Annotated in this window: 23 protein-coding genes and 1 pseudogene; 9 read left to right on the plus strand and 15 right to left on the minus strand. The window is 40.9% G+C overall.

All coding sequences use genetic code 11. From position 1 onward, the window contains the following. Positions 1 to 244: 244 nt before the first annotated feature. On the minus strand, positions 245 to 580 hold the full coding sequence (locus AC5JM2_RS12030) for a hypothetical protein (protein WP_495835112.1): 336 nt from the start codon (positions 578 to 580) through the stop codon (positions 245 to 247). Positions 581 to 905: 325 nt separating this feature from the next. Between AC5JM2_RS12030 and AC5JM2_RS12035 the strand changes: the two genes are divergently transcribed. After that, complete coding sequence (locus AC5JM2_RS12035; RefSeq protein ID WP_495835113.1) at positions 906 to 2174, plus strand: MFS transporter; 1269 nt, start codon at positions 906 to 908, stop codon at positions 2172 to 2174. Then, complete coding sequence (locus tag AC5JM2_RS12040; protein WP_495835114.1) at positions 2171 to 3358, plus strand: anion transporter; 1188 nt, start codon at positions 2171 to 2173, stop codon at positions 3356 to 3358. Before AC5JM2_RS12035 ends, AC5JM2_RS12040 begins: the two co-directional genes overlap by 4 nt. A 147-nt stretch (positions 3359 to 3505) precedes the next feature. On the opposite strand, the gene cysK is transcribed toward AC5JM2_RS12040, so the two are convergent. Beyond that, positions 3506 to 4459 carry a cysteine synthase A gene (cysK, locus tag AC5JM2_RS12045; RefSeq protein WP_495835115.1) on the minus strand — a complete coding sequence of 318 codons (954 nt, stop codon included), beginning with the start codon at positions 4457 to 4459 and terminating at the stop codon, positions 3506 to 3508. An 802-nt stretch (positions 4460 to 5261) separates the two neighbouring features. Between cysK and AC5JM2_RS12050 the strand changes: the two genes are divergently transcribed. From AC5JM2_RS12050 to AC5JM2_RS12075, 6 genes are all read left to right on the plus strand, one after another. Next, on the plus strand, positions 5262 to 5687 hold the full coding sequence (locus AC5JM2_RS12050; protein WP_495835116.1) for a hypothetical protein: 426 nt from the start codon (positions 5262 to 5264) through the stop codon (positions 5685 to 5687). A gap of 7 nt (positions 5688 to 5694) precedes the next feature. After that, complete coding sequence (locus AC5JM2_RS12055; protein WP_495835117.1) at positions 5695 to 5946, plus strand: hypothetical protein; 252 nt, start codon at positions 5695 to 5697, stop codon at positions 5944 to 5946. A 3-nt stretch (positions 5947 to 5949) separates the two neighbouring features. Continuing rightward, the gene (locus tag AC5JM2_RS12060) at positions 5950 to 6261 is read left to right on the plus strand and encodes a hypothetical protein (protein WP_495835118.1); all 312 of its coding nucleotides are present in this window, start codon (positions 5950 to 5952) and stop codon (positions 6259 to 6261) included. Positions 6262 to 6784: 523 nt separating this feature from the next. After that, positions 6785 to 7120, plus strand: a complete 336-nt coding sequence (locus AC5JM2_RS12065; RefSeq protein WP_495835119.1) for a hypothetical protein — start codon at positions 6785 to 6787, stop codon at positions 7118 to 7120. Between the two features lie 57 nt (positions 7121 to 7177). Then, on the plus strand, positions 7178 to 7549 hold the full coding sequence (locus AC5JM2_RS12070) for a hypothetical protein (RefSeq protein ID WP_495835120.1): 372 nt from the start codon (positions 7178 to 7180) through the stop codon (positions 7547 to 7549). 266 nt (positions 7550 to 7815) lie between these two features. Further along, positions 7816 to 8013 carry a hypothetical protein gene (locus AC5JM2_RS12075; protein WP_495835121.1) on the plus strand — a complete coding sequence of 66 codons (198 nt, stop codon included), beginning with the start codon at positions 7816 to 7818 and terminating at the stop codon, positions 8011 to 8013. Between the two features lie 19 nt (positions 8014 to 8032). Here AC5JM2_RS12075 and AC5JM2_RS12080 read toward each other — a convergent pair whose 3' ends face one another. After that, positions 8033 to 8731, minus strand: a complete 699-nt coding sequence (locus tag AC5JM2_RS12080) for a transposase (protein ID WP_495835122.1) — start codon at positions 8729 to 8731, stop codon at positions 8033 to 8035. A 188-nt stretch (positions 8732 to 8919) separates the two neighbouring features. Here AC5JM2_RS12080 and asnB point away from each other — a divergent pair, with 188 nt between their 5' ends. Continuing rightward, a complete protein-coding gene (gene asnB, locus AC5JM2_RS12085; RefSeq protein WP_495835123.1) occupies positions 8920 to 10794 on the plus strand; it encodes an asparagine synthase (glutamine-hydrolyzing) in 1875 nt (624 codons plus the stop codon). A gap of 178 nt (positions 10795 to 10972) precedes the next feature. Here the strand turns inward: asnB and hypB are convergent, their stop codons facing one another. The 12 genes and pseudogenes from hypB to AC5JM2_RS12145 all read right to left on the minus strand — a co-directional run bounded on the left by hypB (position 10973) and on the right by AC5JM2_RS12145 (position 22659). Next, the gene (hypB, locus tag AC5JM2_RS12090) at positions 10973 to 11830 is read right to left on the minus strand and encodes a hydrogenase nickel incorporation protein HypB (RefSeq protein WP_495835124.1); all 858 of its coding nucleotides are present in this window, start codon (positions 11828 to 11830) and stop codon (positions 10973 to 10975) included. Continuing rightward, entirely contained in the window at positions 11821 to 12162 is a 342-nt protein-coding gene (gene hypA / locus AC5JM2_RS12095) for a hydrogenase maturation nickel metallochaperone HypA (protein ID WP_495835125.1), read from the minus strand. The genes hypB and hypA overlap by 10 nt, the downstream gene beginning before the upstream one ends. A gap of 436 nt (positions 12163 to 12598) precedes the next feature. Then, complete coding sequence (hypE, locus tag AC5JM2_RS12100; protein ID WP_495835126.1) at positions 12599 to 13702, minus strand: hydrogenase expression/formation protein HypE; 1104 nt, start codon at positions 13700 to 13702, stop codon at positions 12599 to 12601. Positions 13703 to 13757: 55 nt separating this feature from the next. After that, positions 13758 to 15005, minus strand: coding sequence for an FAD binding domain-containing protein (locus AC5JM2_RS12105; RefSeq protein ID WP_495835127.1), 1248 nt, complete (start codon positions 15003 to 15005; stop codon positions 13758 to 13760). A 160-nt stretch (positions 15006 to 15165) separates the two neighbouring features. Then, positions 15166 to 15315, minus strand: a pseudogene (locus tag AC5JM2_RS12110) (tautomerase family protein); the annotation flags it as partial. Positions 15316 to 15365: 50 nt separating this feature from the next. Further along, positions 15366 to 16511 carry a hydrogenase formation protein HypD gene (hypD, locus tag AC5JM2_RS12115; protein ID WP_495835128.1) on the minus strand — a complete coding sequence of 382 codons (1146 nt, stop codon included), beginning with the start codon at positions 16509 to 16511 and terminating at the stop codon, positions 15366 to 15368. Positions 16512 to 16616: 105 nt separating this feature from the next. Then, a complete protein-coding gene (locus AC5JM2_RS12120) occupies positions 16617 to 16889 on the minus strand; it encodes a HypC/HybG/HupF family hydrogenase formation chaperone (protein ID WP_495835129.1) in 273 nt (90 codons plus the stop codon). 81 nt (positions 16890 to 16970) lie between these two features. Further along, complete coding sequence (gene hypF, locus AC5JM2_RS12125; protein WP_495835130.1) at positions 16971 to 19400, minus strand: carbamoyltransferase HypF; 2430 nt, start codon at positions 19398 to 19400, stop codon at positions 16971 to 16973. Positions 19401 to 19603: 203 nt separating this feature from the next. Continuing rightward, a complete protein-coding gene (locus AC5JM2_RS12130) occupies positions 19604 to 20815 on the minus strand; it encodes an NHL repeat-containing protein (RefSeq protein ID WP_495835131.1) in 1212 nt (403 codons plus the stop codon). A 319-nt stretch (positions 20816 to 21134) separates the two neighbouring features. Beyond that, a complete protein-coding gene (locus tag AC5JM2_RS12135) occupies positions 21135 to 21359 on the minus strand; it encodes a hypothetical protein (RefSeq protein ID WP_169264957.1) in 225 nt (74 codons plus the stop codon). A gap of 8 nt (positions 21360 to 21367) precedes the next feature. Then, the gene (locus tag AC5JM2_RS12140) at positions 21368 to 21634 is read right to left on the minus strand and encodes an asr0689 family protein (RefSeq protein WP_495835132.1); all 267 of its coding nucleotides are present in this window, start codon (positions 21632 to 21634) and stop codon (positions 21368 to 21370) included. A gap of 53 nt (positions 21635 to 21687) precedes the next feature. After that, entirely contained in the window at positions 21688 to 22659 is a 972-nt protein-coding gene (locus AC5JM2_RS12145; protein WP_495835133.1) for a hypothetical protein, read from the minus strand. Between the last annotated feature and the right edge of the window lie 202 nt (positions 22660 to 22861).

Genomic DNA, 22861 nt, shown 5'->3' on the forward strand with positions numbered 1-22861 from the left:
TTGCGGTTATTGTATTGCACCCAAATGAGAACCGCTATATCCCTCTTCTGTCACTCTCCGAAAACATTTACCATTTTTGAATTCTAGAGCTTTTATTTGGTAAGGGATCGCACAATTTTTTTCTAATAATAAAGACCACACCCATTTTTTTCTAATAGGATAGCTTGTATTGTTTGCCTGATAAGCCTTCCAGAGATTGCTCACCCGGAAAGTGACAGAAGAGGGATATTGAACACCATGAAGATTACCAAAACCTAGCTGGTACTCTCTTTATCGCTGTTAGTGTTGTTGTCTTGCTTGTAGTTACTTTTGGTTGTGCCTCAGCTTTCATTTGACTAATGATATCTGCTTTGATTTCGGCTAGTTTTTCAGAGTATCCATACTTGGAGATTACTCGTGTTGAACCGTCTTTTAAGATAAATTGTATTGTTGATTTGCCGAACTCCTGCATGTTCTCGGTTTCTAAATCTGTTGTAAGAGTGTTAAACCTCTTTCTTTGAGATGGTTCAAAGTCAAATTCTACTGAAACTATTTCTGATTTCAGAATAATGAAGTCTAGGATAAAAATGTATTGAGACATTGGGATAACTCTTATTTGATAATAATTGATTGTTTACTGGAGTTTAGATTAAATTCGATTTTTAAGGCTACAACCCTTGTGTTACAGGCATTTTAGACTTGGGAATTTAAACACGCCTATAAATTAGGAAAGCCTGTCTGCATAAGGGTCTGGCAGTTTGATAAGCAAAATTAGTCTAAACTCCAATTAGTTTAGCTATTTGATTAAAATACCCTGATAATACCCTGATTTTTGATCTGAAAAAAACAGAACTCCCTTGTTGGCATAGTTTTTGCACAGAGATTTGTGTCATCGAATTTTATAAACATCCGTAATAGAAAAAGGTATGGTTGTGCGCTCCGCATCACGTGGGCAGAGTCTTAGGGCACTCGACTGGTTGAACGTATTTCTAGCAGATATTCAAGGGGGTGTGGGACCGTTTCTGGTTGTTTACCTCACCTCAAGTCTGCACTGGAATCCAGCTCGGGTGGGGTTGGTAATGACGATTTCGGGATTGGTAGGAGTGGTTGCTCAAACACCTGTTGGAGCATTAATTGACCAAGTACGCAATAAGCGATCGCTCATCGTCATGGCTGCTGTGCTAATTGCCATTAGTTCAATCGCCGTCGTCATCTTTCCATTTTTTCCCATAATTGCAGCAACTCAATCCCTTATCGCCATTGCTGGAGCTTTCTTTGGTCCGATAATTGCCTCTATTTCTCTGGGATTGGTGGGGCGACAGGGAATGGAACGCCGCCTTGGGCGCAACCAAAGCCTTAGTTCAGCGGGAAATGTAGTAGCGGCATTGCTAGCAGGATTGATCGGTCAATTTATTGGTCAGGGTGCAATTTTCTACTTTATTGCACTGATGTCGGGAGTCGTGATTATTTGTGCTTTACGGATTCGCAAACAGGACATTGACTATCGACTCGCACGAGGAGGCGATGATAGCGATTCTTCTGGGAAAAAGCCAAGTGAAAATGCGCATGTTTCTAATATTACACATTTGTTGAGCAACCGCCGCTTGCTCATTTTTGCCTTTTGTGCAGTCTTATTTCACTTTGCCAACGCAGCAATGTTGCCCTTATTAGGTGAAGTATTAGCTCATCGCAAGGGTGGTAGTCCTACGTTGTTCATGGCTGCCTGCATTATCACAGCTCAAGTGGTAATGATTCCGTTAGGAATTATCATTGGGCGACGAGCAAGTCGAAGCAAGCGCAAACCCATCTTTTTACTAGCGTTTTTGGTGTTGCCGATTCGTGGCGTGCTGTATACTCTAAGCGATAACCCTTTCTTCTTGGTGGCAGTGCAATTATTAGATGGTGTGGGCGGAGGAATTTTTGGAGTGATGCAGCTGTTGGTAATTGCTGATTTGACCAAGGGAACGGGACGTTTCAATTTAGCACAGGGAGCAATTGGGACTGCCGTTGGGATTGGTGCTTCTTTCAGTAACTATCTGGCTGGGTTTGTTGCTAAATCCGCTGGGTACGATGCTAGCTTTTTGAGCATGGCTGCAATTGCTGCGATCGCCCTGGTATTTTTCTGGTTCTTCATGCCCGAAACGCGTCCAGTCTCTAAGTCCGAGATATCTTACATTGAGCAGGTAGAGTCATGATATTTCTGAGATATCTTGTCATTATACTCACCTACATCGGATTGGGACTCGGTTACTTGCCTGGACTGCGGATGAATCGTGCCACAATCGCCATTGTTGGTGCAGCCTTATTGATGGCGTTGGGAGTGCTGGATTTGCGTGCGGCATGGAGTGCGATCGACTATCAGACACTAATTTTCCTGTTTGGCATGATGGTTATCAGTGCCAATCTGGCTGCTTGTGGTTTTTTTCAGCTTACCCTCGATTACACAATACGCCGTATCCACAATCCATTCGGGCTACTTGTGGTGTTAACGTTTGGCAGTGGTATTCTCTCGGCACTGTTCCTTAATGACACAATAGCCCTGATCCTCACACCTCTGGTAGTTGGTTTAACCCAATTGCTGAACCTCAATTCTATTCCTTACCTGCTGGCTTTGGCAGGTGCAACCAATCTCGGTTCTGTTGCTACCTTAAGTGGTAATCCTCAAAACATCCTGATTGGTTCTTTCTCTGGTATTAGTTATTTGGACTTTGCTAAAGCATTGACACCGCTTGCTTTGCTTGGTTTGGCGATTCAGGTGGGCTTGCTGTGCTGGCTATATCCTGAGGTGCGATCGCTTCAGCCTTACCAAAAAGTTGAACTACCCCGCTACCGCATCTTTAAACCACTGCTTGTTAAGAGTCTACTCATTACTACCGCATTGCTGGTGGCGTTTTTGGTGGGCATTCCTACTGCAGAAGCGACGCTTATTGCTGCTGGACTACTGTTGATAACACGTCGCCTCAAGCCAGAACGAATTTTACAAAAAGTAGATTGGGATTTGCTGCTGATGTTTTGTGGGTTGTTCATTCTCACCGAGGGTGTGCAGAAACTCGGTTCGCTGGAATGGTTTGCCCGTTTTGTTGATCATCCCTTGAGCATTCTGGGTGTGACTGCATTGTTGTCGAATTTGGTGTCGAATGTCCCTGCTGTACTGCTGTTACATCACCTAATTCCTCATCCCGATACGCGCACTTGGCTACTACTCGCAGCAGCTTCAACACTAGCAGGAAATCTGACACTGCTGGGGTCTGTGGCAAACTTGATTGTAGCGGAGGCGGTTGCTAAGCAAGGACATCAGCTGACTTTTGGGGAACATCTGCGATTTGGACTACCGCTGACTGTTATTACCTTAGTGCTTACCTATTTCTGGATTTACTAAGCTTACTGGAGTTTAGACTAGTTTTCTTTCCACTTCCCCAAAGCCTGTTGTATAGGGGCATAAAGCAGCCCCTACCAGGAAACTGAAGGTTAAGAAATCTGTGTTTCTAAATATTTTTATTTAGAGGCAGTGTGTCCGAAACGACCTTTATCGGGCAGTCTGCAACGCCAAATCTTGGAACATTGGGGTGCTGAGGTAACGTTCGCCAAAGGAAGGCTGAATCATCACGATTAAACGACCTGCGTTTCCTGGGCGTTTGGCAACTTGGATTGCAGCATATAAAGCAGCACCAGAGGAGATACCAGATAACAAACCTTCTTCTGTTGCTAAGCGTCGTCCATAGGCGATCGCCTGATCATCACTAACGCTTATCACTTCATCGACTAACTTCTTGTCGAGAACTTCGGGGATAAATCCGGCACCAATACCTTGAATTTTATGTGGTCCTGGTTTACCTCCAGAAAGGACAGGACTGTTAGCTGGTTCTACGGCGATCGCCTGAAAATTGGGTTTGCGCTCTTTGAGAACTTCTGCAACACCAGTTATTGTTCCGCCGGTACCGACACCTGCAATCACAATATCTACTTCCCCATCAGTATCTGCCCAAATCTCCTCTGCTGTGGTTTCTCTGTGTATTTTGGGGTTAGCTGGGTTGCGGAATTGTTGCAACATATAAGCATTGGGAGTGCTAGCAACGATTTGTTCAGCTTTGCCAATAGCGCCTCGCATTCCTTCAAGTCCGGGTGTCAATTCCAAAGAAGCACCATATGCTCGTAGCATGGCGCGTCGTTCCAAACTCATTGTTTCGGGCATTGTCAAAATCAAACGGTAGCCACGCGCCGCCGCCACCATCGCTAGTCCAATTCCTGTATTACCAGAGGTAGGCTCAACTAAGATGCTTTTTCCTGGCTGAATTAACCCCTCCTCCTCAGCCGTCTTTATCATGCTTGCAGCAATGCGATCTTTCACCGAAGCTGCTGGGTTCATTCCTTCTAACTTTACAACAATCCTGGCTATACATCCCTCAGCCTGAGGGATTTTGTTTAGCTGAACTAAAGGAGTTCTTCCAACCAGTTCTGTTATGTCACGAGCAATCCGCATATACTAACTCCTAATATAGATGCCTTTTCTCAGGGTGTGTAGAAATTAAGCTGTAGCCAATGTGCATGAATAAAAATTTGAAAAAGTTACTCTAGTTCATTTTAGATTATTTTAAGATAATTACTAATGTTCTATTATCTTTGAACAAAGTCAAAAACTCGGATTTTTTTGATTTATTTTCATAATACTCAACTTTCTCTTAGCATAACCATACAATTGTTGAGTACAACTTTTCTTTTTCCTAAATTTAGTGAAAACAACTTATCAATTGCAAGCTCTATATAATTTTGATGTTGAGTACACCAGACCTAGAACCCCATTCTGTAAATACTAGTACTCTAGCATGAAAAGTCTAGTACCTCTACCCAAAAAATTTTTTTGAACAGTGATTAGATAAGAATGACAGGCTTTGAGTACAACCTTAATAAATTTAATAATCTTGATCCAGACTCGATAAACTCTCTTCAGCAAAGACAACTGATATAAAAGATATAGGATTTACGCAGAGATTCCCCTCTACCCCCCAAACTTCTAGACGCCAGTCTAGGAATGAGGGGGGGCTTCTTAAACAATTAACGCATTCGCTGCCTGCGGCACGCTGCTAAGACATTCAATCCGTAACAAAAGCTGTCAGCCAGCCATGCTGGAAGTATAGAGTGAATGAGAGTTTCTCACGATCCGGGGACTGCTTTACCGTTGGGTGCTAGCAATTGGTCTACTTCTTCAAAGAGTGTACATTCTGATATGCGCCACAGCTTAGTCCTCAAACAGTTAGTAGTTAACAGTTACTCATGAGCGCTGAATGAAATTTAGACTCGTTCAATTACTCACAGTTTGTACAGTCACTTTAGTGGTGCTTTCTCCAGAGATATTAGTATTTAGTATGGTTTGGGAGCGCCATATGGAGCTAGTACAAACAAAGAATTCAACCTGTGAAGTTAATCAGAATAGTACGAGTCAAGTTGGATTAGCTCTGCAAGAAGGTAAAAACTCCTATCAAGATAGCTCTTTTGTAGAATTTTCTGTCACAAACTTTGTCAAGCAATCTCTAAATCATAAAAAACTAGACAAAACTGTCAAAATATTACAATGGTTCCTTTTATTATTTCCTATAATTCTTGGACTACTTGTTTTTTTCTATGACAGATATCTCATTTATCGTGCGGGTGTTTTTCAGCAACAAGTAGAAATGTTAGAAAGACTTTGGCAACAAGGTATTGAACAATAAACCAACTATGACAGAACAAAGAGAAAACTTATATTTCAACCTCATTGACCAGCTGCTTCGTTGTCCCAATGGTCAAGAGCCAGAAGTTTTAGAAGCTCAGCCAGAATTGCTTGATGCTGGTTTGATACAGACAATGTTACAAGTTGCAAGTGGATTTGCACACAACGATAATCAAGATGGAGCGCAGTTTCTTATCCATGTTGCACGTGAGTTATCCAAGGAGCTGGGACTGTATCCTGATGTTCCACAAAAGGAGTAAATAATGTTATTGACTGCAACGGACGCGGGACACATAGCGTTAGAATTCCTGATGGCGGAGTGGAATATTTCAGAAGAAGATAGACAATGGTTTGTCATTGTTAACTCTCGCCTAACTGGTGAAAATTGGTACATTGTAGAACTTGCTGTCGCCGGATTTCCTGATAGGTGGTATGTCCAAGTTTATGATACTGGAGCGTGTGATCCGAATTACACTTTTATTTCACCAATTCATGGTTCACAGAAATATATTGACACGAATGATTTACCAGTTATGGTAGCAGAAGTGTTGTTTTCTGAGCGTAATGTTCGATAACAATGAAAATTACAAACTCAGATTGAAAATATTAATGTGTGTTAGAGCGTGTTTATAAAGGCAAAAAGCTTGATTTGTCATGCTGAACCCTTCACTTCGTTCGAGGGTAAACTCCGCGATAACGTAATAAAGCATCTCTCAGCTACGGTGCAAAATCTAGATTCTACCTTCCGGCAAGCCGCTACGCGTCTACGTTCAGTTTCACTTTACTGCTCTCCCTTGCCCGCTGCGCGCTCCAGAATGACAGATTGATTTTATAAACACCCTCTTACTCAACACACATTAAAGTAAGATATAACTTATCTTCCATCGCTAGATAATTAAAAAGGCGTAGAGTAAATAATGTATACTCTACGCCTTTTTTTATCATTTTTTATTGAATGATCTTCAATCATGATTCCTCACTATTGTTATAAAGATAGACCCTTAATTTTATAATAATTTCGGATATTTATTCACATGAATATAGGAGAATTATGTTATATTAAATAATGTGACAATCCTTACAAAAGGATAGCATTTCATGATCAGTGAAGACATCCTAGCAGAAGAATTCATGAGAGTCGTCACTCACTATTACCCAAAAGTCGGAGAATTACTAGACAGCTGTTATGTGAAAGTTATCTCCTCTTATTGGGGACGACCTCCTAAGCGCTTGCGATACATAGGAATTTATTGCTCTGAAAAAATGATGCCCGATGTGCAAACTCACAAAGAAATTTTGCGAGAACTAGCAGAAAATATGGGACTCGTTCAGGTAGTCTTCCTCAACGCAACGCGACTATTGCGCGATCCAATGTCGAAGGTCAAGCAAATACATCCACGTTTGTGGTTAGATTTGCATTGGCTAACAACATAGGAATAATCAAAGAACCCAACTTCTTCCAAACCCACCTTGCAATTTGAAGGGGTTTCTATGAAAAATAAATCCTTCCTTCCTCCAGAGGATTTACCTTCAACAGAAGCGACGCACCTTGACAAAATATTGCGATCGCAACTCGAACATTCCACTGGCAGATGCTTTTTTGAAGCGTGTGATCAGATCACACGAGCATTATTGTCTAACTGTCAGTGGTATATCACGACAGATGGTGGCTACCTCATGCTAGTCATTGATTGTCCTGACATTGTCAGTTACTGGCATATAGTCAGCAATATTGCACCGATTGGAAATAGGCTAGAACGATTTGCCAGTAGCGCTAAAATCCGCGTTTATCCTCCATTTGGTAAGGGAACGCCGTTTGAAATTAGCGTTAACGAAATATCGGCTTATCGAGATTGGTTATGACCGAAAATCGGAGGGTGCAAGCCCCCCATAGCCATAACATAAAGCAAAGGAATAGTTTGCTTTATGCTATGGCTGCTTTTTAGAGCAGCGCCGCAAAAAACTGCGAGGCGAGTCGCCAACTCCCAGTCCCGAACAACCATCAGAAGGAGTCAGAAGACAGAATATGTCCTGCGGAGGAGCTGCGCGCTCCGCGTAGCTCCTCCGCAGGAAGGACACAATTCAGTAGGGATAGTGTATAATTTTATTGTTATTATTGAGTAAAAGAGATGAAAACTCATAACGCGAACGCGATTAAACCCCAAAACCAAGCAAAATCGGGTGCAGACATGGGAGAAATGCCAGAGTTGGTTAGCGAGTTGGGAGAAGAGTTGACGGCAGAAGAAATGATGATGATAGTGGGAGGAGATGGTGTGCGAGTGCAGGCTGATTTGGCTGCTGCGTTACGTGATGCTATGAATTATTAAATTTTACTAATGGTAATTTTTATATCTCATTAATGCAACTTTCGTCAAACGCTCTATTTGCTTGGACAAACTTCTTTACTACTTCTGCCACTTGTGGGCACTCCAATACCTGGCACTGCTCCCACAGTGTCAATTGACCTGGTGAGCATTTGTGCTTATCCTTGTTTCTACTAATTTTATGACCAGCCAGCAAGCGACTACCCCAATTTGACTTGCTGGCTAATTTTGCTTTCGGTTTATATCGTTGACAAAAGCCCTTATATTTCTTGGCACATTCATCTAAAGTTTTGCCCAGTCCTAAAAAAGCTGGATGCCATTGAGTCAGTCCATCAAAAGTTAATTGGTCATAAGTGCCGTAATTGCTGAAGTCGTAGAAAAAACTACGTCGCATTTGGGCGGCTCTCGGATTGCCATGAATATAGCGTAGGGTATTTAAAGCTCGTTTAGTATCCGTGGGAGGAAACCCATCACAAAAATATCGCTGTTCCCAAAAGTGTCCTGTGCGATTAAGCATTCGATTGAAACACATTGCTGTGTACCAGTTGAGAAAATGCATGATTTTAGGCAAATCTTTCCCTAGTGCGGGTTCGATGAGGTAATGGACGTGATTGCTCATGATGCACAGAGCATAAAGTTTGAAATCATATTTATCCAAAGCCTTCTTGATTGCATATAAGAAAACTTCGCGACATTCAAAGTCTGGCAAGGTTAAATTCACGGTTATTGCAGCGGACAGTAACGTGGTAAGAAAATCCTGGTTGTAAATTTCGACTTTGACGACTCATAATACTATTTCATCTTCCGTTGTAAAAAGCGTGAGTTTCGCACTCCTGACTAGTCTAAAATTCAGTTTGAACTTGTGAACTAAAGTTAACACGCGCGAATCAATAAAAGGGAAGGTAAGTAATGTGTGGATTTGCAGGTTTCGTAACTAGTGGAGTTGAGTTGTACCAGAATGCCCAACGCCTTAATATTTTGACCCAAATGAGCGATCAATTGTCTCAAAGGGGTCCAGATGACGAGCAGTTGTTTGACTCCAAACACTTATCTCTAGTATTTAGACGCTTATCAATCATAGACGTTGCAGGAGGAAAGCAGCCAATTTGGAATCAACAGCAAACAATTTTCGTAGTCTGTAATGGGGAAATTTATAATTATAAAGAGCTACGTTCACAGTTAGACTTGCGTTATGATTTTCGTAGTCATTCCGATGCTGAAGTAGTTTTGCACTTGTATACTGAACGCGGTATAGAAGCACTTCAGCAGTTGAATGGTATGTTTGCGCTCGCCATTTGGGATACCCAAAAGCAAGAATTAATTTTGGCACGCGATCGCCTTGGCATTAAACCGTTGTACTATTGTCAAGTCGGTGAGCAATTTATATTTGGCTCCACATTAACATCGTTATTGGTACATCCAGATGCTCCTAACATACCCCAATGGCAGGATAAAACAAATTTAAATGCATCTACATCCTATGTTAAAGGAATCAAAAGATTACCAGGCGGACATTATTTAACCTACAACGCTCAACAGGCGACTCTTGATGTCAACTGCTATTGGGAATTGAGTAACTATTTCGTAACTGAATCAGAACAAGACCATCGTCCACTCCAAGATTACATTACAGAGTACCGCGAACTGTTTGCTGACAGTGTGAAAAAACAGTTGATGAGTGATGTACCTGTGGGAGCTTTTTTGAGCGGTGGTCTTGATTCGAGTGCCATTGTAGCAGCAGCAAGTCAATACAAAAAAGATTTACATTGTTTTACAATGGTCTCTGATTTTTCCTTAGAAGTTGGAGATGCCCAAGCAGCGCGCGACTTGTGTGATTATCTAAACTTACCCTTTCATTCTGTTTGGTTTGACCCAGAGAAATTTCTAGAAACCATCAATTTTTCTTTAGAAAAATTTGAATATTTTATTTGGTTAATAGATGCCCCGGTATTTCATATAGAATTCATGTTAAAGTCTGAACTTCACCGCTATGCCAAAACTCTGATACCTGAGTTGAAGGTGATTTTGTTAGGACAGGGTTCTGATGAATTTGCCGGAGGTTATTCAACTCCAGAAGATAAAATCCAATCAGACTGGAATAGTTTCAGCAGTAATTTGACTCAAACAGAGCAAAACTTAAGTAAACTCAAAAAGCCGACGAGCTTAAAAGATGGGTCATCTCTGTTTGACTTATTGGGAGATGAGTTAATATCTTCACCATTAGAGTGTACTGCTTTCATGAGAGAAATGTTACGGCGCATCGTAACGCTACAACAATACAATCTCTGGCACGAAGACAGAAGTTCTTCTGGTCAAGGTATCGAAGCTCGTGTTCCTTTTTTGGATCATCGTCTGGTAGAATACTTGGCGGCAATTCCACCCAGTATGCAACAAACTCTGTTTTGGGATAAGAAAATTATTCGAGAAATGGCAAGACAATGGTTACCTGACAACTTAGCATATCGAAAAAAATCTTACGGACGGGAACCGCTTAGTTGGCAAAAAATCAAGTATAAAATGTTGGTAGCAATTTTTGATAAGTTTCAGGAAAAATACCAAGCGCTAAGTGGTTTTGAGAATTTTCAGTTAATAAAGTCTAACTTGCAAGTCTGGTTTACTGAAGCTAATGTCAATGATAATAAGGGAATTCATACTACAAAGAAGTTGTTAGATGCTATGGCAATGATGGTATTTAAAAACCTTTGTTTGAATCGGTGCTCTGAAGTTTCACTGAGCGATTTCAAAGGGCGATCGCCTCTTGTGGAATTTCATAGCTTTGAATAAAATACACTTGCGAAGTAAATTTCATTAAATTGTGTAGGTTGGGGAGCCACTGCCGTGCGCGGGTTCCCCGCGTTGAGGCAAGTCTGGCGTTTGACGAAGGAAACCCAACATTTTCAAGCATTTGTTGGGTTTCGCAAAACCTCAACCCAACCTACAATTACTTATGCAATTATGTACTTTAGTTATAGACTACCTTATTCAACAGCCACTCATACCAATTTTCTAATCCAGTTCCAGTCAGTGCAGAAACCTGAAAAATTTGAATTTGAGGATTCACCTGCTTCGCGTATTCTACACAACGCTGAACATCAAATTCTACATGAGGTAGCAAATCTATTTTCGTGAGAATCATCACCTGACTTGCGCGGAAGATATGAGGATATTTTATCGGCTTATCTTCTCCTTCCGTGACTGAGAGAATAACGACTTTAAAAAGTTCTCCTAGATCAAATAAAGCCGGACAAACAAGATTGCCAACATTCTCAATCATCACCACTGAATCGAGGGGTGGATTGAGTTGTTGTAATCCTCTATCCACCATTGCTGCATCTAGATGACAACCTGTACCAGTGTTTATTTGAACAACTTTACAGCCTGTTTCTTGAATTTTTTTGGCATCATTTGTTGTTTCTTGGTCGCCTTCAATAACGTTGATAGGCAACTGATGTTTTAAATCATTGATAGTTCGAGTTAAAAGAGTCGTTTTTCCTGAGCCAGGTGAACTCATCAGATTTAATGGGAGGATATTTCGACCCTTAAACCATCCTCTATTTTGGGCAGCAATCAAGTTATTTTTTGCTAAGATATCATGCTCTAAAGCCAGAGTTGTGCCATGTACCTTGGCATGAATTTGAGATGCTTCTGTGACATGCTCCTGACTGTGGGAATGCGTGATGACAGTACCATCTGGTAAAGTATGAGTATGGTGATGGTGATGGTCGGTATTATTTGAAGAGTCCATTGTTGCGACTTCGCCTGTTTCCGGATTAGTCATTTTCACTTCAGCATCATCGGAACAACCACAAGTTACACACATAGTTCCTCTATTTCTATTTCCTTAATTTTCAGTTCTTCTCCAGCTATTAAATCCAAATGCGCACTTCCACACTGACAACTTCCAAAAGGCTTTTCTAAAGGAATTTCTGCACCGCATTGACGGCATTTTGCTAATCCAGAGATTTCTAAAATCTCTAACTTTGCCCCTTCTAAAACAGTTCCTTGAGTACAGATATCAAAACAAAATTCCACGGCATCTGGCATGATAGCTGAAAGCTTGCCAATTTCTAGTAAAACTCTTTTGACTTTTGTGCCATTGGCATATTCAGCTACAATAGTCACAACATTTTGAGTAATTCCTAATTCATGCATTTAAGTGCTGAGTGAATGCTTAGTCAACCTTCAATGGTAGAGGTGATTTTTGCGGTGTAACGTACTAGAATTAACAAATTATTGAATTAACTCGGATTTTGCACCAGAATGTTAGTCTGCTAATAAATAAATTCTGAGGCGAAGAGTTCAAGTCCGTTAAAACTTGCACCTGGTCATAAATGTAAAAAAAATTACATTTTATTTCACTTGGTTCTCGTCCGCCTAGGACTGTAAGTCCCAGGCTAATAGGCGAAGTCCATTAAAATGGACTAAAACTGGAAATATTTTTTAGTATATTTATAGTGGTTGACTCGTAATGGTGCAAGATCTGAATTAAAACAGACTCAAAGACTTACCCAGTCCGTTTTAACGGACTTGGACTATTAGCCTTGAACTTGAGTTCAAGGCGTACTATGGATGAGGTGCAAGATGTGAATTAACAAATCCTTGGTAATTGCTCACCAACAAGCATATCGACAATACGTTCAGCACCAAAAGCAGTTTTTAACAAGACAACACCAGAAGGTGAGGAAATCACTTCACCAATAATACAAGCATCTTTTCCGGCTGGGTGAGATTTCATAGCTGAGACAACGGTGTCAGCATTTTCTTGTCCTACTACAACTACGAACTTACCTTCATTTGCCAAATACAATGGATCTAAACCTAAAAGTTCACAAACACCTTTAACTTCTTCAGGCACTGGGATAGACTGTTCATCTAGGCGAATTCCCACACCAGAACCCAGAGCAAATTCATTTAACACTGTGGCTAAACCACCACGTGTTGCATCCCGCATAGCATGAATATCAGGACAAACATTTAGAATAGTTTCAACTAAATTATTCAACGGCTGACAGTCGCTTTCAATATCGGAGTCTAATGCTAATTCTCCACGGGCAATTAAAATTGCTGTGCCATGATTGCCCAACTCACCATTAATAATAATTGCATCTCCTGGTTGAATATTGTGGGCAGAAACATTTACTCCTGTTGGAATAATACCAATACCAGAAGTATTAATAAATAATTTATCTGCAGCACCATGATGGACAACTTTTGTGTCACCAGTTACAACTTGTACGCCAGCTTTTTTCGCTGCTGCTTGCATACTTTGCGCAACACGCCGCAAAGTTTCTACAGGCAAACCTTCTTCTAAAATAACACTACAGCTAAGATATAACGGTTTTGCACCACTCATTGCTAAATCATTAACCGTGCCATTAATAGCTAATGTTCCAATATCACCACCAGGAAAAAATAAAGGGTCTACAACATAAGAATCAGTTGTAAAAGCAAGTCTGTCTCCCTGTTTCATGAGACTTGCTAAATGAAAACTGGCTTGGTCTTCTAATTGAGACAGAGTAGGATTATCAAAAGTCTTGATAAAGATATCATCAATTAAATCGCGCATTGCTTTGCCGCCACTACCATGTGCGAGGGTGATATGAGTGTCTCGCACTTTACCTTGATGACGGCGGACTTTTTCGATTTTTTGAAAAAGGGAATTCTGTGGTGAGTCAGATAAGGAGAAGTTCATTCTAAATTCTGTTTAAATATTTTAGCGGATTTATCCGTGGGGACTGACAATTTTGTTAGCGCAGCGGGACGCAGTCCATTTTGAACTTTGAATTTTGAATTTTGAATTCCCCAAAGGGGTGATCTAATCTAGAACGATTTCCTAGAGTCACGCCTAAAACCTTGAGGTAATTCCCCATTGCTAACTGGATTGGTTCCCATTGTTTTAACGCCGCCAGCACATCACCGCCAGATTCTTGTAACCCTTGCGCGAGTTCAATAGCATTTGTCACAGCTTTAGAAATCCCCGCAGCCGTGTGAGGACGGACGACAAATGCAGCATCACCAATTAAACACACCCGTCCAAAAACCATACGTGGTACAGATAAGTCGTAGATGGGTTGAATGAAGGGTTTGTCTGTCAGTTCAAACAAATATTGAAAGATTTCTGGTAAATATTTCTTTGCTACTACTCTCATCTGTTGAACAACTTCTTCTCGAACCTCTCCTTGAGGCATGAAAAACTTTCGTACTCGTCCTTGGTGGTTAGTCATGACTGCATTCAACTGTTCGCCATCTGGGACATTAAAGTACCAAAGCCAGTTGAGGCGGCGTTTTCCTTCGTCTAACTCCCCGTTTGGTCCAGGTACCAGATAGCACAGTGTCTGCATGCTAGGTCCGTGAAAGAAGGTGAATTTCTCGGCAAAGAATTTTGCAACGTCTAATGAAAATACATTTTCGTCTATCAACCCTCGCCATGCAACATAGCCTGCATACTGAGGAATAGCATCCAATATCAGTTGCTGACGTATGGTTGAATCAATACCGTCAGCCCCAATCAGTAAATCACACTTTTGTTCCCGTCCGTCTTCAAAGTGCACCACCAAGCAGTTATCACTCTGTTGAAAACCAATAACACTGTTCCCTTGATGGTAACGTTCAGCTGGGAAAACTTTCCGCAGTTGATGATACAGCATATCCCAAGAAATCATGGCTTGGGGTGTTGACTCTTCCCAAATGATGCTGTCATCTCCGCTTATATATTGTCTTTTGCACGAAGTCATACCCACCGTTTCTGGTGTGCTAATACCGTATTCTGCCAGAAACCGATTGATTTCCATCTGCACAACAAAAGCAGCACCGTGACTTTGGACACCACCAAATGTAGGCGCTACCCCTTGGTAGGAAGCGCGTTCAAAAATGTCTACATCACAACCGATACAGTGCAGCGCTAAGCCTGCACATAAACCACTTATTGAACCACCTGCAATAAGCACACGGAGGGGTTGTAAGTTTTGTTGTGTGATGTCCGCTTTGACTTGCATGGAGATGCTTCTGTAGAGTTTTATCACTTGCTTAAAGTCTACAGGTTTGACTCTACCACTGATAGTGACTCATAGAATGCATCATTATGAATGATCTTGTGGTTTTGTGATCGTGTCTACCACTATGCTTATCTGAATGTAGTAGACCTCGAACAGCCTAATTTTCGCTTTCAAATTTTTCTATGTGAACTGTCACCCATTCAGGTTTAGTGTTCAAAGTAGAAACAAGTGCGTGAGTAACTGCTTGCGCCAGTTTCCGCTTAAGTTTAATAGAATCACATTCAGCAATTTTGACGGTAACAGATGGCATATGCATTCCCTAATGATTTTTTCAGCTTTGGTTTTTAACTTGTGATTTTTCTATGCTCTTAGCTTTTCTTTGTCAAGCATCATTTTTTTAGCCATGTGAGAAAAGCTACCATACTTATAATAAGCTGCACAAGCACCTTCAGAAGAAACCATGCAAGTTCCAATCGGTGTTTCTGGAGTACAAGCTGTACCAAAGACCTTACACTGCCAAGGTTTCAACACTCCTTTGAGGATTTCTCCACAAAGACACGCTTTATGGTCAGCAACTTTGCGGTTGGGAAGGGTAAATTTTAATTCTGCATCAAATTGAGCATATTGGGCACGGATTTTTAATCCAGACTTGGGAATCTCGCCTAAACCGCGCCACTCAAAACTTTCTCGCTGTTCAAAGACTTGATTTATGGCGGCGATCGCCACCTGATTTCCTGTCTTCTCTACCAATCGGTTATATTGATTTTCAACTTCACAACGATTTTCTACAATCTGTTGCAACACCATCCAAATGGATTGGATAATATCTAAAGGTTCAAAGCCAGAAACCACAATGGGTTTTTGATATTGTTGAGAAATAAACTCATAGGGGTCACTGCCAATCACCATACTGACATGACCCGGACCAATAAATCCATCAAGTTGTAAATCCGGATTATCTAAAAGTGCTTTGAGGGCAGGAATCACGAGGACGTGATTAGAAAACATACTGAAATTCTGAATTTTTTCAGATGCTGCTTGCAAGATAGTCAAAGCAGTGCTGGGGGCAGTTGTTTCAAAGCCCAAGGCGAAGAAGACAACTTCTTTCTCAGGGTTGTCCTTAGCAATTTGTAGACTATCGAGGGGAGAGTAAACCATACGAATGTCCGCCCCTTGTGCTTTAGCTTGCAACAAGTTTGTTTGGGAACCAGGAACCCGCATGGCATCTCCAAAAGTCGTGAAGATAACGTTTTGTTTTAGGGAGATAGAGATAGCATCATCTAGTCTTCCCTTTGGCATCACACATACAGGACAACCTGGACCATGAATTAATTCTATTGCCTCAGGTAAAATTTCTTCAATTCCATATTTGAAAATAGAATGAGTGTGACCACCACAGACTTCCATTATTTTGATAGGCTTTTTGAGCCGTTGAGATAATTTTTCAATGGCGCGGAATAAAGCATCAGCTTTTTTAGGTTCTCGAAATTCATCAACGTATTTCATATTAAAATTATAAGAAAAATTTGATTGCGTTTAGATCCCCGACTTCGCAAAAGTTGTCGGGGATCTTGTTTTTTCACGAACGTGAGTACGTGCCCGTAGGGCTTATCATTTAGGACTGCTATATGAATCCATTGCTACTGCTTCTGCTAATTCTTCCAAGAGTTGCAGTGTTTCCATAGCTTCTTTTTCATTAATTCGGTTCATCGCAAAGCCAACATGAACTAGCACCCAATCACCTACACATGATTCCACTGAATGTTGTTCATCAACGATACAAGCAATATTGACTTGACGCTTAACACCACCAACATTGACAATAGCTAATTTTTGTTTCACGTCAGTGATTTCTATAATTTTACCTGGAATTCCTAAACACATTTTATTTTTTCTGCTTTTGTGATACTTCTTGAAGAAAAATTCTTACTTTCTGCTAAAAAAATTACGAATGACAATCAGTAACTATTGACTCATTAGTTGAGCAGCTGCAATCATAGCTTGTCCTAGTGATAAACCACCATCATTAGCTGGAACTAAACTATGAGTAAGTACATTTATCCCTAATGTTTGTAAGCCTTGAGTAACTTGCTCTAACAGAATGCAATTTTGAAAAACTCCTCCTGTTAAGACAACCTGATGAATGTCATTTTTTTGACGCAAGTTATCAACCATTTCTACAATACTATGAGCCAAGCTTGTATGAAATTTAGCAGCGATAACTGCTTGAGGAGTCTGCTGCTGTAAATCATTCAGCAAAGCTTGCCACATTGGATATGAATCTATATAATAAATATTATCTAAAAAATAAAATTGAAAATTATAATTTAAATATTCTTTATTATTTAATAAATTCGTATTAGCCAAAGCTTCCATTTCAATTGCTGCTTGTCCTTCATAGCTACATTGTTCTCGGCAGATACCAATTGCACCCGCAACAGCATCAAATAAACGCCCTACTGATGAAGTAAGAGGAGCGTTAATGCCTTTTTCGACAAGCTGATTGAGAAGTTTCAGTGGCTTTTGTTCAAGAAATTCTAAAATATCTAATTTTTTGTATTTTTGTTTTAAATCTTCATAATTAAAGGCAGATATTAACTGGGCATAGGTATTACGCCAAGGTTCTCTCATTGCTTGTGTTCCGCCAATCATTGGTACTGGCTTAAATGTTGCCAATCTCTTAAAATGGCGATAATCTGCTAACAGAAATTCTCCGCCCCAGAGTGTTCCGTCTTCACCATAACCCAATCCATCTAATGCAATACCTAAAACAGGTGGTGAATTAATATGTATGTCATTTTCTGCCATGCAAGCAGCAATATGAGCATGATGATGTTGGATGTGAAATAGGGGCACGGCTGTGCCGTGTCCGTACTGATTGTGTGCAAGTTCTTTTCCAAGTTTTGTTGATATATATTCCGGGTGTAAATCAACAGCGATCGCTTCAGGTTGATGCTCAAATAAATTTAAGTAGAGATTGAGCGTATCTTGATAGGATTTTAAAGTCGCTGTACTTTCTAAATCTCCTATATGTTGAGATAGAATTGCTTTCCCATCTCGCAATAAACAAAAAGTATTCTTTAGCTGACTGCCCATTGCTAAAATGTGAGGAGCACTTTCAAATCCAGATGGTAAATTAATAGATGTTGGTGCGTATCCTCTAGCACGACGAATTGTTAACACTTTTTCACCAACAACCCTCACCACCGAATCATCAACTCGGTTTACAATCTCCCGATTGTGCAGAAGAAAATAATCCGCAATTTTTCCTAACTTCTCACGCGCTTCGACATTATCAATACATTGCGGTTCATCAGAAAGATTACCACTTGTGAAAACAATCGGGCGATTCATCCGCCTCAGAATGAGGTGGTGTAAGGGGGTGTAAGGTAGTATGAAACCCAAAGTGTTTTGCCCTGGTGCAACTGAAGGCGCAATTTGATTTTGAATTTTGGATTTTGGATTTTGAATTTTGAATTCTATCCTCCCACTTCCCCTTTCTTCTTCATCGTCTCCAGCTTTCGCCTGAATCAACACAACAGGCGCGGCGGGACTTTCTAATAATTCTCTTTCTTTGGCGCTGGGGGTGCAGTACTCTTCAATAACTGATATGTCTCGCGCCATTAAAGCAAAAGGCTTTTGATTGCGCTGTTTACGGCTGCGTAATTTTTGCACAGCCGTTTCCTGAGTGGCGTCGCAAGCTAGATGAAATCCACCTAACCCTTTAATAGCAACAATCTCGCCTTTTTGTAATAAGGTACAAACGGCATCAACATCGTCAAGCATAGAAAACATATAAGATGTAATTGGTTGATTATCTGAACGTTCTAACCAGGCTTTAGGACCGCAAATTTGACACGCTACGGGTTGGGCGTGAAAGCGACGGTTTTCAACATCGTTGTATTCCCAACGACACTCTGCACACATAGCAAAAGCAGCCATACTTGTGTTGTCGCGATCATAAGGTATGGCGCGAATGATACTTAGGCGAGGACCGCAATGAGTACAGTTCGTGAAGGGATAACGATACCAGCGGTTGAGGGGATCAAAAATTTCCGCTTTACATTTCGGACAAGTCGCAGCATCCGCAGGAATTTCTGTTTTCACTGCGCTGCTGACACTGTCAGAAATGACAAAATCTTGAAAGGTAGATTCGCCTTCATAACGCTTGCGCGTTACTTCATCAATTCTCGCTAATGGCGGACACTCTTTCTGTAATTTTTGAACAAATTTTTCTATAGATTCTTCACAGCCAGATACCCTAATGAGGACACCTTGACCGTCATTACAAACTTCGCCTTGCAACCCGTATGCTTTTGCAAGTCTATATACAGTGGGGCGGAATCCCACTCCTTGAACGATACCGCGAACCCTGATGATTTCTTCAGTAGACATGATATTTGAACTAATTACGTAGATGCTAAAGACAGAACTCAGAACTCAGAACTCAGAACTCAGAATACAGAACGGGCTGCGCCCTTGCACTCTACAGAATACAAAACGATTTCTTATCTTTAAACGAAGGCCTTGTACAATCTATTTACAGACTGTGTAACTGAATTAACACTGAGTTATGTAAACTTATTTTGTGTTCTGATTCAAGAGTTGCTTAGTTCTTTGGTAGTTATCTTCCAAAGTAAAACTCGGTTATTTCCGGAATCTGCTATGACCGCAGTATTTCCACACACTTTAATTCCATAAGACCAATTCAAGCTATCTCGTTTGGCTAACCCAAAATCACGATTTTCACCTTTACTTTGAAAATCTCTTTGTCCAGCAAGTGCATGACTTTCGCTTCCGTGCAAAGACAAAATTGATTCTGGCTTTTTCCAGCCTAATAGCCTTGAATTAGCTGTATCGCTAACAAGTAACCACTCACCAGCAGCAGTGACACCATAAGGCATACTCAAACTATAAGCACTAGGAAAATAAACTCCTTGATTGATTTCAACTGAATCAAAAGTTTTTTGTCCTAAAACTACTGCACAAGGGGCATTGTTTTCTGTTGGAATTCCCTGCCAAATCATCACACGGTTATTACCCGCATCAGTGACAACTAAATTTTCTTCCCAAACAGTGATGTCATGACACCAACGCATACTCGATGCTGAAGCAGTATCACCGCCATTTTCATCACGGGAGATCATATGGTGTTGTCCCAAGACAACATCAGCAGGCTGACCATTTTCTTGTGGTAATTGATGCCAAATTAAAACTCGGCGATTGCCTGTGTCCGCAACAAATAGCTTTCCTTGATGATAGAAAACTCCATAGCACCAGTTGAGAGTATTGGCTGCTGCTTGTTGAGTTCCTCTGTTTGGTTCGTTGTCAGTGAAATGAGTTTGACCTAATACTAAATCGGCTGGAACATTGCTATCTTCTGGCAATTTTTTCCAAATCAAAACGCGATGATTCCAAGCATCTGCAACTGCTAAACCTTCACCACAAGCACAAATTCCAGTTGGTACACTGAGTGTTGTCCTTCCCGGACTACCTTTGGCATTTTGTCCTTCATGGTTAAAGTCTGGTTGTCCAATCACCCAATCAGCAGGTTGACTATCTTGAGTGGGAACATTCCGCCATCCTAATAAACGATGATGTCCTGTATCTGATACCCACAATGGTCCAGTTTCAGATATCAAACAAGCACCACGAGGACCAAACATTTCTCTACTGCTGGGTAAGACAGGTGTTGCTAGTTCACCCACATCAAGAGTCGTTCCTAAAATAACTTCTGCACCTTGAGGCAAAAAAGGTGAAAGTTGGGAAACTTTTGCCGCTTCTGTTGCATCTTTAGGTGTAAGAGTCATTTTACTTGCTGTGTTCATCGGTTATTTTGGAATAAACAAATGCCGCTTTTTTCAGTGATCACTTACCAGTTTTCAGTTAGCAGTGTCGTTTTCCGTTGAGTTCCAAACAGGTATCAGTTAAGAGTTAGGACTTATCAGTGTCGTGTCCCGTTGTTCACTGTTTGAAACCCCTCAAAAAAATTTTAGATTAGAAGTAATTACTGAGTTGAAATTTGTTTGCGTGCTCAGCCGTTTAGAACTAAACTTCCGGGCTAATAATAGCCTCAGTTAATTTTAAGAGACGGAAAACTTTATAATTTTTTAGCTTTCTGTCTGAGATTTACTTCATCTTGAGTTCTTTATGTAGAAATGGCATTAAGATACCAGTCAAAAAGCTAGAGACAGTAACTGGTATCCAAAGGCTAACTTGAGTTTGTGCAAGCAAAAACAACAACGATGCACTTATACTAATACCAATTGCAGTTTGCTTGACAAAATTCATGGGGTCGCGCAGTAGCTTTCCCTTAAAAAATAGCCTAGCGCTGAACCATCCTATTTCTAACATGATTCCTCCTAAAAATTTTTCAACGCATTCAAGACTATTAGCCCTAAGATTATTCCAGGAATGACGCCAGCCGGACCAAAGAATCCACCAAGTAGTGCAGCTAACTCATAGCCTAAATCTTCTTTGGCTAAAATGATTCCGCCAATTGCACCGCCAATCATAGATAAGGCTGTTGCTACTAAAAACCACACAAATCCCGTCATCAGATTTAAGTCGCCAGCGATTAAGCTTGTGAAAAAATCTTTTAAAATAGGATTTGTCAAAAGGTCTGTCATTCTTATCTCCTGCACGAAAATTGTTAGTTGTTATTTTTTTAAACTACCAACTACTAACCATTATCGATTTCTGTCTCAACTTCTTGCAGTACCTGTGCTACAATTTGGGATTGTTCTATTTGTCCATGTTGAGTAAAAATTTCCCAAGCTTCTTGATAATAGGCACGCGCTTGCAAGAGATTTTTGAGATTTCCAGCTTCTGGTTTCTCTGAGTCGTCTGGTAAGTTCAATAAGGCGTTGGCTTTGTTAGAAATTGTGTTGGCGTATTCTAAGGGTGTGTCTTTAGGGTTACGCACTTTTAACGCTTCCTCATAAGCGGTGATCGCCCGCACAACATTCTCCAAAGGATGCGAACTCGGTAGATATTGCAAAGCGTTGCCCAGATTATTCTGCAACATCGCATATTCCCTGGGATGGCTGATTAACTCAATATGCTTCAGCGCCTCCTCAAATGTCTGCACTGCTAAGCCTTGACGCAGGTATTCTGTTTGTGTTGTCAAAGGCGTCGAGAGGTAAGCAATTGCAATATTGTTGTGTAAAATCGCATATTCCTGCGGGTACTTCTGCCAGGTAAACACCTGCAAAGCTTTCTGATAAGCCTGGATGCTATCTGTCACCCGCGCTAAATTAAATGGCACAAGTGACTGCAACACTAACCCAAAATTCATTTGGGTTTCTGCTACTTCCACGGGTGTTGCAAGCTGTTGTATAACAGGTAGGGCTTCATCTAATCGTTGTTTCGCTTCTAATAACAGTTGTTCCCCAACATCGGGAATAGCCTTCAAAGCAAGTGCCATTCCTACCTTTGCCCTAGCTTGCCAAAGTAAATTATCCTCACCACATAAATCATACGCTTGGTGACATAGCGAAACTGCATTCCATAAATCTTGGGCAGTTTTCGGCTTTTTTTGAAAGCCTTGCGCCATTTCAATCAGCATCTCAATTTTTTCTTGTGTCGTTGCGGGCGTTGAGGCTATGATATCCATTGCCGCCTTCACCGCAGAATCTGTCATGCTGAGGGTCATTACCATCTTCCTATAGCAGGTTGGACAATTGAGTCTTTCAAGTTCGCACACCTTTAAGATGCATATTTCTTGCATCTTTGGGTTGTACCAACCAAGCTTGTTTACGCAGATAATGAGTTGTGTCTTGGTAAATCCCCTCTTTTAAAATTAGGCGCTTGAGTTCCCTTTTAGTCAGAGGCTTGAAGATATAGCAACGGACAGG

The sequence above is a fragment of the Brasilonema angustatum genome, assembly GCF_059505445.1.

Excerpts from the sequence above, each read along its gene's own strand:
- AC5JM2_RS12030 (WP_495835112.1), bottom strand. The coding sequence starts at position 580 with ATGTCTCAATACATTTTTATCCTAGACTTCATTATTCTGAAATCAGAA.
- AC5JM2_RS12035 (WP_495835113.1), top strand. The coding sequence starts at position 906 with ATGGTTGTGCGCTCCGCATCACGTGGGCAGAGTCTTAGGGCACTCGAC.
- AC5JM2_RS12040 (WP_495835114.1), top strand. The coding sequence starts at position 2,171 with ATGATATTTCTGAGATATCTTGTCATTATACTCACCTACATCGGATTG.
- cysK (WP_495835115.1), bottom strand. The coding sequence starts at position 4,459 with ATGCGGATTGCTCGTGACATAACAGAACTGGTTGGAAGAACTCCTTTA.
- AC5JM2_RS12050 (WP_495835116.1), top strand. The coding sequence starts at position 5,262 with ATGAAATTTAGACTCGTTCAATTACTCACAGTTTGTACAGTCACTTTA.
- AC5JM2_RS12055 (WP_495835117.1), top strand. The coding sequence starts at position 5,695 with ATGACAGAACAAAGAGAAAACTTATATTTCAACCTCATTGACCAGCTG.
- AC5JM2_RS12060 (WP_495835118.1), top strand. The coding sequence starts at position 5,950 with ATGTTATTGACTGCAACGGACGCGGGACACATAGCGTTAGAATTCCTG.
- AC5JM2_RS12065 (WP_495835119.1), top strand. The coding sequence starts at position 6,785 with ATGATCAGTGAAGACATCCTAGCAGAAGAATTCATGAGAGTCGTCACT.
- AC5JM2_RS12070 (WP_495835120.1), top strand. The coding sequence starts at position 7,178 with ATGAAAAATAAATCCTTCCTTCCTCCAGAGGATTTACCTTCAACAGAA.
- AC5JM2_RS12075 (WP_495835121.1), top strand. The coding sequence starts at position 7,816 with ATGAAAACTCATAACGCGAACGCGATTAAACCCCAAAACCAAGCAAAA.
- asnB (WP_495835123.1), top strand. The coding sequence starts at position 8,920 with ATGTGTGGATTTGCAGGTTTCGTAACTAGTGGAGTTGAGTTGTACCAG.
- hypB (WP_495835124.1), bottom strand. The coding sequence starts at position 11,830 with ATGTGTGTAACTTGTGGTTGTTCCGATGATGCTGAAGTGAAAATGACT.
- hypA (WP_495835125.1), bottom strand. The coding sequence starts at position 12,162 with ATGCATGAATTAGGAATTACTCAAAATGTTGTGACTATTGTAGCTGAA.
- hypE (WP_495835126.1), bottom strand. The coding sequence starts at position 13,702 with ATGAACTTCTCCTTATCTGACTCACCACAGAATTCCCTTTTTCAAAAA.
- AC5JM2_RS12105 (WP_495835127.1), bottom strand. The coding sequence starts at position 15,005 with ATGCAAGTCAAAGCGGACATCACACAACAAAACTTACAACCCCTCCGT.
- hypD (WP_495835128.1), bottom strand. The coding sequence starts at position 16,511 with ATGAAATACGTTGATGAATTTCGAGAACCTAAAAAAGCTGATGCTTTA.
- AC5JM2_RS12120 (WP_495835129.1), bottom strand. The coding sequence starts at position 16,889 with ATGTGTTTAGGAATTCCAGGTAAAATTATAGAAATCACTGACGTGAAA.
- hypF (WP_495835130.1), bottom strand. The coding sequence starts at position 19,400 with ATGTCTACTGAAGAAATCATCAGGGTTCGCGGTATCGTTCAAGGAGTG.
- AC5JM2_RS12130 (WP_495835131.1), bottom strand. The coding sequence starts at position 20,815 with ATGACTCTTACACCTAAAGATGCAACAGAAGCGGCAAAAGTTTCCCAA.
- AC5JM2_RS12135 (WP_169264957.1), bottom strand. The coding sequence starts at position 21,359 with ATGTTAGAAATAGGATGGTTCAGCGCTAGGCTATTTTTTAAGGGAAAG.
- AC5JM2_RS12140 (WP_495835132.1), bottom strand. The coding sequence starts at position 21,634 with ATGACAGACCTTTTGACAAATCCTATTTTAAAAGATTTTTTCACAAGC.
- AC5JM2_RS12145 (WP_495835133.1), bottom strand. The coding sequence starts at position 22,659 with ATGACCCTCAGCATGACAGATTCTGCGGTGAAGGCGGCAATGGATATC.